Source organism: uncultured Fibrella sp. (assembly GCF_964250085.1).
Taxonomy (GTDB): Bacteria; Bacteroidota; Bacteroidia; order Cytophagales; family Spirosomataceae; genus Fibrella.
Genome location: NZ_CAXUEC010000009.1, coordinates 208,671 through 220,710, shown reverse-complemented (window position 1 = coordinate 220,710; position 12,040 = coordinate 208,671). Strand labels below are relative to the sequence as shown.

Genomic DNA, 12,040 nt, shown 5'->3' with positions numbered 1-12,040 from the left:
GGCTATTTCGTTTTGGTAGACACTTTAGCGGTTGATGCTGTAGCGGTTGAGGCCACTTTCACGGCCTCCCGGATGCGGTGGTACGTGCCGCACCGGCAAATATTACCGCTCATCGCCTCGTCGATCTGGGCGTTGGTTGGCTTGGGCGTATGCTTCAGAAAAGCCGCCGCCGTCATGATCTGACCCGCCTGGCAATAGCCGCACTGTGGTACGTCGATCTCGTCCCACGCTTTCTGAACAGGGTGTAAACCCGAACCGGCTGTTGCCGACAAGCCTTCGATCGTGGTGATTTTTGCCTTGCCGATTGCCGAAACGGGCAACACACAGGCGCGGGTTGCTTCGCCGTTGAGGTGAACTGTACAGGCACCGCACTGGGCGATACCGCAGCCATATTTGGTGCCAACCAGGCCCAGATTGTCGCGCAGAACCCACAACAGCGGGGTATCCGGGTCGACATCAGCGCGGTAGGCTTTACTGTTGATTTGCAGGTTGTAAAGTGCCATTAGTCTGGATGAGTTAAAGGAGCGAACCAATTTACGAAGAAACCAGCATGTGTTCGATGACGCCGCCCGGAAACTTGCGTTTCTTTGCCTTACCGGCCCCAACCTGTGCGTTGGCTGAACCTACCTGACACCAACCCTGCTATGAACGTACCTGACAATGCTATCAAACTAACCGTCGATGCGGTGGTATTTGGCTACCGCGACGGCCAGTTGTTTGTGGCCCTTATCAAGCGAAAATACCCACCATTCGACGGGCAATGGGCTTTGCCGGGTGGCTTCGTGTTGCCCCATGAAGACCTGGAAACGGCCGTTGAGCGGGAATTGCAGGAGGAAACCGGTATCCAATCCCGCTTTCTGGAGCAACTGTATACCTTCGGAAACGTAGCCCGCGACCCCCGGCAGCGGATCGTCAGTGTGGCGTACATGGGCCTGGTTCGCCCGTCTGATTTCGAGATCCAGGCCAGCACCGATGCGCAGGACGTAGACTGGTTTCCGCTGACAGATTTGCCGCCGCTCGCGTTTGACCACGCCACCATTCTGCAAACGGCCCTGCAACGGCTTCGTGGCAAACTTACTTATGAGCCAATCGGCCTGAATCTGCTGGACGAAAAATTTCCGTTCAGTGACCTCGAACGCCTATACGCCTCTATCCTGAACAAGCCGTTCGACCGGCGCAACTTCCGCAAGAAATTCCTCAGCTTCGGCATCCTGATCGAACTGCCCGAAAAAATCACGCCCGACAAAGGCCGACCTGCCTCGCTCTATTCATTCGATCAGGTACGTTACGAGGCAATCAGGCAACAAGGATTTCTGTTCGATATCAGGTAACGCGGACTTCAGTCCGCATTTTTCTAATGCAATGCGGACTGAAGTCCGCGTTACGACATTTTGTGTAAATTATACGCAAATTAATTTGTTACTGAAAAAGAATAGTTTACGTTTGTGTAGAATTTACACAAAACAACCATGCTCGCGTTACACCTATCTCCCGGTTTTGCACCAACCAACGCCGTCCCTATCGAGTTTGCCTCGTTTACCTTCAGCGGTGGCGAGCCGCACATCAAGCTGAATCTGGCTGTTTCTGGCAACGTACCTGAACCGGTTCTGATCACGCACCGCATTGCCAGTTCCGCTGATTTCATGCAGTTGCTACTGGCGACCGATGCACTTCGACGCGCTGGTTACGCCCGTCTGTCCGTGTTATTGCCTTATTTTCCCGCCGCCCGGCAAGATCGGTTGATGGTGCCCGGCGAGCCGTTGAGCGTGCGGGTCTATGCCGATCTCATCAATGCGCAGCAGTACGAACAGGTCCACGTATTTGACCCACATTCTGACGTTACACCGGCCTTGCTGAATAAAGTGCATGTACTGTCTAATCAGGCATTTGTGGAGCAGGTTCTGACAAATTATGACCTGTCTACCGTCTGTTTAATCTCGCCGGATGCGGGGGCACTCAAGAAGATTCATAAGCTGTCGACCGCACTGGGTGGTATACCGGTAGTGGTCTGCGATAAGGAACGTGACGTTCGAACCGGCGCACTAACCGGCTTCCGCGTCTTTGCCAATGAACTGGCCGGGCGTCATTGCCTCATCGTGGATGACATCTGCGACGGTGGCGGCACCTTCATTGGCCTGGCTGCTGAACTCCGAAAACTGAACCCGGCCAGTGTATCGCTCGCGGTTTCGCATGGCATTTTCAGCAAGGGCCTTGCGCCGCTGACCAGTGCGCTCGACCACGTGTACACTACCGATAGCTTTTCGACGCTGCCTGCCACCGACGCTGTCACGCAGCTTTCGCTTAAAAATTTGATCACGCTTTAATCACACTACCGTTATGAGAACGAATCCGCTCACCCTGATTGATTTTTACAAAGCCGACCACCGCCGCCAATATCCTGACGGTACAGAACTGGTTTACAGCAACCTGACGCCCCGCAACAGCCGCGTACCGGGTACCAACGAGGTTGTGTTTTTTGGCTTACAGTATTTTGTGCAGGAATACCTCATCGATCAGTGGAACGAAGGGTTTTTCCATCGGCCCAAGGCGGAGGTGCTGGCCCAATATCAACGTCGAATGGATACCGCCCTGGGGCCGGGCGCGATTGACGTTGCCCATATTGGCGCATTGCACGACCTTGGTTATTTGCCCCTCGAAATCAAGGCTGTAGCCGAAGGAACGTGCGTTCCGCTCAAAGTGGCGATGCTGACAATGAAGAATACGCGTCCCGAATTCTTCTGGCTCACCAACTACCTCGAAACGCTGATTTCGTGTGTGCTCTGGAAGCCCTGCACTTCAGCAACCACCGCCCTGACTTACCGCCGTGTTTTCGACCAGTACGCCGACGAAACCGTAGGGAACCGTGATTTTGTCGGCTGGCAGGGGCACGATTTTTCGATGCGTGGCATGTCTGGTGTGGAAGATGCCGTGATGAGCGCGGCGGGCCACCTGCTCAGCTTCACCGGTACCGATTCGGTTCCCGCCATCGACTTTCTGGAAGCCTATTACAACGCTAATGCCGACCACGAACTGGTTGGCGGTTCAGTACCGGCAACTGAACACTCAGTCATGTGTATGGGGTTGAAAGACAGTGAAATAGAGACATTCAGACGGTTAATTACTACGGTGTATCCGACGGGCGTCGTTTCGATCGTTTCCGACACCTGGGATTTCTGGCGGGTTATCACCGAGTTTTTACCCCAGTTAAAAGCCGACATTCTGGCGCGCGACGGGAAGGTTGTGATTCGTCCCGATTCGGGCGATCCGGTCAAAATCATCTGCGGCGACCCGGAGGCAGAACCCGGTAGTCCGGCGTTTAAAGGGGCGATCGAGTGCATGTGGGAAACGTTCGGCGGCACGATTACCGCGAAAGGCTATAAACTGCTCGACAGCCACATTGGCCTGATTTATGGCGACAGCATCACCACCGAACGGCAAGGGCGTATTCTGGAACAACTGAAGCAGAAAGGTTTCGCCTCGTTCAACGTGGTGCTGGGTATTGGCTCGTTTACCTACGAATACGTCACCCGCGACACGTTTGGTTTTGCCGTGAAAGCTACCTACGGGCAAGTCAATGGGGAAGGGCGGGACATTTTCAAAGACCCTAAGACCGACAACGGCATGAAGAAATCGGCGAAGGGGTTGCTCTGCGTTACGGAAGAAAACGGCCACCTGGTGATGCACGACCAACGTACCTGGGCCGAAGAACAAACCGGCCTGCTCCAGCCCGTTTTCCTGGATGGAAAACTAATCCGCAAACAAACGCTGGCCGAGATTCGGGAACAGCTACACAAGCACTTATGACAGACCAAGCCTACGGCTTTCAACTGCAATAATTGCGTTTAAGGGTAGAATTAATACCCTCTCCCCTGCAACCAATCTTACGTTCCAGGTACGTCGTTACTCAACGTGGTTGCTTCGGCTTTACTTTCTTCATCGGTTGCTTGCGTCGGGCTTCGTCATCGTCTTCGGCGCGGCGTTTCTGCATGGTCTCGGTGCGGTCCATCTCTTCTGATTCGGAGAAGGCTTTCCAGTCGAATTTCTCGTCGAAAGGGTCGAGGGCTTTTTGTGGATCGAACAGGCGCCGATCGGAGGGAACGGCGCGGAAGGGCGTGAAGTCGGGCTGGTCGGTGAAGAGGTCAGACAGGTCGGTAGCTCCGGCGTCGTACTGGTTCAGGCAGGGCATGCCGAGGATGTTCCAGAACGTTTTGAACACGCTGCCGAAACTGTAATGTACGTGCCCCACGTAGTTGCGCTTCACCCAGGGCGAGATCACCAGCAACGGACTCCGATGGGCATCAATATGGTCGACGCCACCCTGCGGATCGTCTTCCAGCACCACAATCAGCATGTTTTTCCAGTAGGGTGTTTTCGACAGAAACTCCACTACGCGGCCCAGCGCCAGGTCGTTATCCGCCATGTAGCTTTCGGTAAACGGAAAACCTGCCTTCGGCCGTGGCCGCGTGCCGTGGTCGTTGGGCAACATGAACGTCAGCATATCGGGCAAAACTCCCTCCCTGACGGGGAGGGTTGGGGAGGGGTTTTTGCCCCACTTTTCGGCGAATTCCTTCATGAACAAATCGGCCCGAAACTGGTCTGGAATAGCCATGTTGTAGGTCGGGAAGGTGCGTGAGGTGCGGTCGAAGAGGGGAGCGGGCAGGGGGTAGTTGATGGTGTACTTCTCGCCGATGTATTTCATCGTGCTGTCGCTGTAGGCACCGGCCATTTCAACACCGAATCCAAAATTGAAAAATTCTTTTTTCCAGCGCTCCAGGTGATCCCACATCGAGCCGCCTTCGTTATAATCTTCGGGATAAATAGACCCGGCCGAGCCGTAAAAAGCCAGATTGCCGGGCGCATCTGACGAATCGCGAAGGTTGCGTTTGCCGCCATACGCCGCTGCTGTGCCCGTTTCAACCCACTCGTTCGGGTACGTGTTCACCATCCAGCGATGCCCATCGGCCGATACGTCGGAGTCGCAGTAGAAATTGTCGGACATGGCGAATCGGCGGGCCAGTGCGAGGTGGTTGGGCATCACAGCCGCTTTTGTCAGCGAAACGCCTGTCTTTCTGTTTATTACCGGCACCTCTATGCCGTAGCGGGCCAGGGTCGAGTCCCCATTTCCACCGGGAAGTTGCCCCAGCACCTCGTCGTACGTCCGGTTTTCCTTGGCGATGAAGACAATGTGCCTGATCGGATTCTGACCGGCAGGCCGCTTTTGACCACCGTATGCCGGAATCGGATTGGTACTCACAGGTACGTCGGTTAGTGGGCGGAAGGTGAAATTGTTCCGAACGACCTGCTCTGTTTCGGAAGCCAGTTCCGCATCCGTCGAAATGTCCATCACCGATACCGTGCCGTTCATCAGGTTGCCGATGTAGCTGCCCCGCTCGCCCAGTTTGAACGCTTTCCCGCCGTTGGGGCCGCTACCGTAGCCCTTGGCGTTGGCTACAATGAGCTTTTTTCCATCATTACTGACTTTCAGTTTCGACGGAAACCAACCCGTTGGTAAATGTCCCAGCACGGCCAGCGAATTCACGTCGATAACGGCCACGGCGTTGATGCCCGCTTCGGCTACGAACAGCCGCTTTCCGTCGGGTGACAGGGCCAGTCCAAACGGAATAATGCCCCGCTTGCTGCCCAGCCTGGTATCGGGCGAAAGCGCAATGTTTTTAACGACCGCACTGGTCGTTACGTCGATGACCGATACGCAGTCGTTGTTGCCATTGCTGACAAACACATACCGGTCGGTGGCCACCACCGAGTTGGGGCTCGACCCGCCCACAGCCGGAAAATCTTCGACCATCTGACCAACCAGAAAACCCGTTTTGATCTTCGCGGTTACCGCAGGTACGTTGCTCAGGCTGATGCGCCAGACCGAAAATGCGTCAGGTACGTTGGGATCGCCCAGGGCCGGAACGCCGCGTTTTTCGTCACCATCGCGCATTTCCTTCGAGCCGTATTTCGACGATGGATAGTCGTGGCCGGTCCGTTTCAGGTCTTTTCTGTCGAGGTTGGTGAAGGGTTTGTACTCAAAAACGCCCACGTTGGCTACGTAAGCTGTTTTTTCGTCGGGCGAGAGGGTAACGCCAAACGGGTAGCGGCCCGTAGGTACGTTATGCCGAATGGTTTTGCTGGGTACGTCGATGACGATCAGCCGGAAGCCGATCTGATCAACGGCATACAGCGTTTTCCCGTCGCGGGTCAGGGCCATGTCGCCAATGTAGCCGTGGCTGTAGTTTTTTGCCCCGCAGTTGATACTACCTGCCGGTTTGCCCGTGGCCAGGTCGAACGCGAAAACCCTGTTTGTTTCGCCGCCAGCTACGTACACGATCTTGCTGTCGGGCGAAACGGCCAAGCCCATAAAGCAGGCTTCCAGAATGCCATTATCAGTCTTGACACCTTCGGGTACCTGCCGAACCGTTGGTGATTCGCTCAGCGCATCCCGAATGATCGAGATCGAAAATGGATTGATGCCCGAGTTGGCCGTTACCACCGTCTGCCCATCGGGGCTCAGCACCAGCCCATACGGGTGCGGCGCGGTTTCGATCTGCCGGCCGCGTGGGGTGATGAACCGTCCGTTGGGCAGTACCGTCCGGCCCGCTTTATCGATCTGCGTATAGGCATTTCCTGCCGGAGCCGAAATCAGGTAGCGCGGCGCGGCGGGTTGGGCAAACACGTTGATCGTCAGCAGTATGAAGACGAGGAGTAGATTGGGTTTCATACAGGAAAGCTAGTAGTTGATCGCCTGGTTTCGACATTTTCCGTACTGTATGTTGCTGAGCCTGTCGAAGGGCTATGCGTCAGCAACCTTCAACGCGTCAGCAGCCCGACTCGCGCTGTAACACGGGTTAGTTGCCTTCGTTTTGTTGCCGGTAATGGTCGGCGCGTTGATCGGCGCGGTCGTCCATTTCGGGGCCTTTCTGAATCTTGCGCCAGTCGAAGGTTTTGTTGTACGGTTTCATGGCCTGTTGCGGATCAAAAATGCGGACGTCGGGTAAGACAGCGGTATAGGGCCGCAGGTCGGGTTTATCGGTGAAGAAATCCTGAAGTAGCGAAGCTGTGGCGTCGTACTGATTCACGTAGGGTACATTCAACAGGTTATAAATCACCTTCAGGATCGAGCCGAAGTTGGCGTGGGTGTTGGAAACGTACCCACGTTTCACGTACGGTCCGGCCATTATCAACACGCTCCGGTGGGCATCGATATGGTCGACACCGCCCTGTGGATCATCTTCGGTAACGATCACGAGCATGTTTTTCCAGTAGGGTGTGCGCGACAGAAAATGCAGCATCCGGCCCACTGCCAGGTCATTATCGGCCATGTAGGAGTGCAGGAACGGGTAGCCGTCTTTGGGGCGCGGACCTGAGCCGTGATCGTTGGGCAACATGGCCGTGATGAGTTGCGGAAGCGGGGTTATACGGCCGTTTTTTTTATTTTTAGTGAGCCATTTTGCCGTAAACTCCCGCTCAAACTGATCCATCCGAAACTGGTCGGGAATGTTGGTGTTGTACCCCGCAAAATTCCGCGACGTATGCCGGAACGCAGCGGCAGGCATGGGAAACGCGACGGGATGCGCTGCGCCAAATGTAGTGTCGAACTGCTCTTCATAATTCCCGGCATATTCGTTGACCTGACCGAAGTTATAGAACGATACCTTGTTGCGCTCCAGTGCTTCCCACAGGCCACCAATTTCGTTATAATCTTCCGGGTCAATGGCTCCTGAGGATTTAGGAAACCGGCGACCGGGCGCTTTCGAGAACGCATCGAATCGCCCTTCCGACGCGGCGTTGGCTTCTACCCATTCGTTGGGAATGGTGCCCATCATCCAGTGATGGCCGTGAATACTGGCGTCGGAATCACAGTAAAAATTGTCTCCAACCGCGAACTGCCGGGCCAGCCGGGCGTGGTTGGGCATAATATCGGCACCGGTAATGCGCACCGAATCGCCAGCCTGATCGGTGGTGCGGCCGCTGGTTCCGCGCGAGGTGGCAATGCGCGACCGGACCGTTACGCCCGTGCCGAACCGGGCGAGTGTGGAGTCACCTTTTCCGGTAGGTAATTGCCCCAGTACTTCATCATACGTCCGGTTTTCTTTGGTGATATAGACGATATGTTTGATCGGGGTCCGTGTTGCCGACGAACGTGTTTTTGGCAACACGGGTAACGGATTTTTACCGTCGTCGGCCACCATCACGGTCTGGTACGTGTTGGCAATCACCTGTCCGGTGTAGTCAGCCAGTTGTGTTGTTGAGGGAATAGGAATAGCCTGGAACGTACCTAGCTGAATATCACCGATGTAGGTTCCCTGGGGTGGTTTCACGAAGCCCGCACCGCCGTTGGGTCCGGCTCCGTAGCCCCGTGCAGAGGTGACGTACAGGGTTTTTTCATCGGGCGAGAGCGCCACGCGGGTTGGTCCCCAGCCGGTTGGAATCAGACCGCGGACTTTGCGCGTGGGTACGTCGATCACGGCCACCGCGTTGAAGGCCAGCAGGGCTACGTAGAGGTTTTTTTCGTCTTTGGTCAACGTCAGCCCAAACGGCATCATGCCCCGGTAGTTGTCCAGCTTCGGGTCAATTTTCAGCGCGATGGTGCCCGCTAACTTTCTGGATTTGTAGTCGATAATCGAGATATTGTCGTTCGTGGCATTTGAGACGTAGGCGTAGCGGCTACCCACTACCACCGAGTTGGGCGATGAGCCACCGACCACTTCCGCCTCTTCGATCATTTCACCAATCTGCACGCCCGTCTTCAGCTTTGCCGTCACTTTGTTCGTTGCCAGATTGACCATCCAGACGCTCATGGCCTCGTCGGCGAGCGGACTGCCCAGCCCCGGTATCCGTCGCCCTTCGATTTCCACGCCTTCCCGCGATTCTTTCGTGTGGGCACCGTAGGCCGGAAACTTCAGCATCATCGTGTCTTTGTTGGTCTTTGTCACACCCGGCACGAGCGGGTAGGCGTACAGGCCTACGTTGGCCACAAAAGCCGTTTTGCGGTCGGGGGAGAGGGCCAGACCGAACGGCTGGCGACCCGTTGGAATTGAAGCGGTAATGCGTTTGGTGGCCAGGTCGATACGCACCAGCCGGAAATTAGCCCGGTCGAGTACAAGCAACTCGTTTCCATTGAGCAGCAGGTCGGAGGTGAAACTGTCTGCATAGCCGTTACCGTCGAGGCTTATGCTGTCGGTTTTACGCAGGGTTTCGGTATCGAAAACGATGACGCGCCCCTTGTCGCCGTTGCTCAGGTACGTTGTTCGGCCATCGGCCGCGAAGGCAATACCCAGGAACGTGGCTCCACCAACGGGCGACGGAATCTTGCCTGTATAATCGGGAATGCGCGTGGGCTGTCCCGTTCTGGTGTCAAGCACCGTCAGAACTCCGTCGTGCAACGTAACCGCTTTAGAGCCGTCGGGCGAGAGGGCCAGTCCAAACGGGTCGTTGGTGATGCGAATTGTTTGCCCCGCTGGCGTAACGTACCGACCGCTTGGTAACACCGATTTTCCCGCCGCGTCGATCCGGCAATAAGCAGCCCGGCCGGGTACTTGCAGGGTTGGATACGTTCTCTGGGAGAAGGCGGGCAGCGCGATAAGAAGAAGGGCGTAGCGGAGAAGTGGCGTCATCGGGTAAAGGAATGGTGGGATAGAAAGGAAAGCGTTAGTCCATCATGGTCAGGTAGTAGGCCATGTCGCGGGTGGGTAAGCCGGGGATTTTGGCCTGTTCATCCCAGTAGCGGAGTTGCAGAATCTCTTTAAAGTAAGGATGTTGCTCAAAAGCAGTGACTTCATCGGCTGTCATGGGGCCGCCCTGAAAGCCGAGCGTCTGCAAGCTGGCATCTGATAGCCGGGCGAGGTAATCCGGGTTTTTCGCCACCAGATACCGTTTCGCGTTGACGTGGTTTTCGATCAGTTGCGCGGTTTTTTCGGAGAAGCCATGTTCGCGCAGGAAGTCGGCACCCAGCCGCTCATGATCAATGGTGCCGTAGCCATCCATGTAGCCGTCTTCAGACCCGGCCGGTAACAGGTGACCAATATCGTGTAAAAGCGCAGCCAGTACCGTATCACGGTCTGCTCCCACATCTTCGGCTAGCAAAGCTGACTGTAAAGCGTGTTCCAGTTGGGTGACGGGTTCACCGAAATATGCATCGTCGCCGCTCTGAGCGAATAGTTGTTCGATCATCATGGGAATTTGGTTATTCGTTATTAGTGGCTTTGTTGCATGGTGCCTTGAGGAGCCATGCAACAAAGCCGTAATTAGTTATTAGGGTTTCGTTCGGGTACGTTACCTGCCGAAACTCCAATAACCAATAACTACTAACAAATTACTGCAATAACCACATCGTGGCGTTGATATCGTCATTGCCGCCGTACTGGCTGGTCAGGGCGGCTTTCAGGTTATCACCGTTGGTTGTCCGCTCGTTCGATGGGTAAAGCCACCGCTTCGGAATCCGGGCGCTGTTGCCGGTGCCCACGCCCGTCAGGAACGTAGGAACACCCGTGCGGCGTTGGTTGTAGAAGGCTTCGAGTCCCGAATTCTGGAAAAACGCAATGTACTTCTGGGTCAGAATCTGGTTCAGGCCCGTTGCGTTATTGCCCGCGTATTTCACCAGTGGCTGCGCCAGGTAATCGCTCATGCTCACCTTCACCGTGTAATTGTCGAAATTGAAGATACCCCCGTCGCGTGAAAAAGTAACGGTATTATCGCCGTCTTTCAGGCCGTAGAAACCCATCGAGGCCGCAATGCCCTGCTGATAGTAGGTCTCTGCATTGCCCGTTGCCCAGCCCCGGTTAATACCTTCGGCAATGTTGAACATCAACTCAGGATAGCCGATAATGAAGACCGGTTCGCCCACATACGAGGTGTAGTAGTGTTTCCGGTTCTGGTACGAGTATTCGCCTTTAAGCACCTTCGTGGCCATGTCCTGCTGATCTTCACCTGATGAGGCACCCACAAAAGCGGCATAATCCGTTGGTTTCAGCCCTGCAGCCAGTTTGGCTGCGGCTGGTTCGGCCACGACAAATACGCGCGGATCTTTCCGGTCTACCAGCAGGTCGATATATGTTTTGGCCATATTCTCGCGGGTGGCGTTCTGTCCGAAATTGTCCTGGTTGCGGGGGTATTTGTTCTGGGTGCTGTTGTGTACGTACTGCAGGTTATCGCCCATTCCTGTCGGCAGCGGGTATTTGGTTGGATTGCCAATCATGTCGGCAAACTTCTGCCTGATAGCCAGGTCGGTATCCGCTTCTTTTTTGCTCAGGCTGATCAAAACCCGGATGCGGTAAGCATTGATGACTTTCTGCCATTGGCGCAGGTTGTTGCCGAGGTAAAAATCGCCGCCCAGTGTGTTGTCGCCTTTTGTAATGATGGCGGTCATGTCGGTGTTGGCATCGTCGAGCCACTTCAGGATCTGGCTGTACACCGCTTTCTGCGAATCGTATTTCGGGGTCAGATTGGCCTGATCTTTCAGGGCGTCGGTGAGGGGGATGTCGCCCACGCGGCGGGTCATGTTTTCGTAGAAATAAGCCCGGAAAAACTTGCCTAGTGCTGAATACGGATTCACATCAGCCGCTCCCGCCCGTTTTGCTTCTGCTTCCATTTTCACCACGTCTTTCAACGTGTAGAAATTAAGCGTCGTATTGGTCCAGGTGTATTCGTTGGTGGCGTAGTAGTTGTAGTTCGAGCAGTAAAACTGGTTGTAGCGTTGCTCGCTCCCCCAGGGTGAATACGTAACACCCGCGAAGCCGGAGGGGCTATTCTGGCTGTCGTACATGTCGTTGAGAATTCCCTTAAGCACCAGCGAAGCGGGGGCATTGACCGCGCGGTTCGGGTCTTTTTCGAGTTCATCGAATGGTTTTTCGCAGGCCGACACCAGTAGCGCGATGGCGAAAATGACAAGGAGAAAGTGATATGGTTTCATTGTGTTGGGGTATTTCCCCCACCCCCGGCCCCTCCCCGTTAGGGAGGGGGAACGCTAGAGTAGCTTCGCTAATTGGCGGAGCATTGCTCCCCTCCCTAACGGGGAGGAGCCGGGGGTGGGGTAGTT

8 protein-coding genes are annotated in these 12,040 nt (G+C 55.3%); 3 read left to right on the top strand and 5 right to left on the bottom strand.

What is annotated here, in order from left to right; translation table 11 throughout:
• Positions 1-2: 2 nt before the first annotated feature.
• Positions 3-503 carry a (2Fe-2S)-binding protein gene (locus ACFE8Q_RS23930; protein ID WP_375447965.1) on the bottom strand — a complete coding sequence of 167 codons (501 nt, stop codon included), beginning with the start codon at positions 501-503 and terminating at the stop codon, positions 3-5.
• A 141-nt stretch (positions 504-644) separates the two neighbouring features.
• Between ACFE8Q_RS23930 and ACFE8Q_RS23925 the strand changes: the two genes are divergently transcribed.
• The 3 genes from ACFE8Q_RS23925 (at position 645) to ACFE8Q_RS23915 (ending at position 3,804) form a co-directional block, all read left to right on the top strand.
• A complete protein-coding gene (locus ACFE8Q_RS23925) occupies positions 645-1,331 on the top strand; it encodes an NUDIX domain-containing protein (RefSeq protein WP_375447964.1) in 687 nt (228 codons plus the stop codon).
• Between the two features lie 138 nt (positions 1,332-1,469).
• Entirely contained in the window at positions 1,470-2,324 is an 855-nt protein-coding gene (gene prs, locus ACFE8Q_RS23920) for a ribose-phosphate diphosphokinase (protein WP_375447963.1), read from the top strand.
• Between the two features lie 13 nt (positions 2,325-2,337).
• A complete protein-coding gene (locus ACFE8Q_RS23915; RefSeq protein ID WP_375447962.1) occupies positions 2,338-3,804 on the top strand; it encodes a nicotinate phosphoribosyltransferase in 1,467 nt (488 codons plus the stop codon).
• 100 nt (positions 3,805-3,904) lie between these two features.
• Here ACFE8Q_RS23915 and ACFE8Q_RS23910 read toward each other — a convergent pair whose 3' ends face one another.
• The 4 genes from ACFE8Q_RS23910 to ACFE8Q_RS23895 all read right to left on the bottom strand — a co-directional run bounded on the left by ACFE8Q_RS23910 (position 3,905) and on the right by ACFE8Q_RS23895 (position 11,914).
• Complete coding sequence (locus tag ACFE8Q_RS23910; RefSeq protein WP_375447961.1) at positions 3,905-6,724, bottom strand: hypothetical protein; 2,820 nt, start codon at positions 6,722-6,724, stop codon at positions 3,905-3,907.
• Between the two features lie 127 nt (positions 6,725-6,851).
• Complete coding sequence (locus ACFE8Q_RS23905; protein ID WP_375447960.1) at positions 6,852-9,620, bottom strand: phosphoesterase; 2,769 nt, start codon at positions 9,618-9,620, stop codon at positions 6,852-6,854.
• A gap of 34 nt (positions 9,621-9,654) precedes the next feature.
• Positions 9,655-10,176, bottom strand: a complete 522-nt coding sequence (locus ACFE8Q_RS23900; RefSeq protein WP_375448078.1) for an HD domain-containing protein — start codon at positions 10,174-10,176, stop codon at positions 9,655-9,657.
• Positions 10,177-10,318: 142 nt separating this feature from the next.
• Complete coding sequence (locus ACFE8Q_RS23895; protein ID WP_375447959.1) at positions 10,319-11,914, bottom strand: SusD/RagB family nutrient-binding outer membrane lipoprotein; 1,596 nt, start codon at positions 11,912-11,914, stop codon at positions 10,319-10,321.
• Positions 11,915-12,040: the final 126 nt, after the last annotated feature.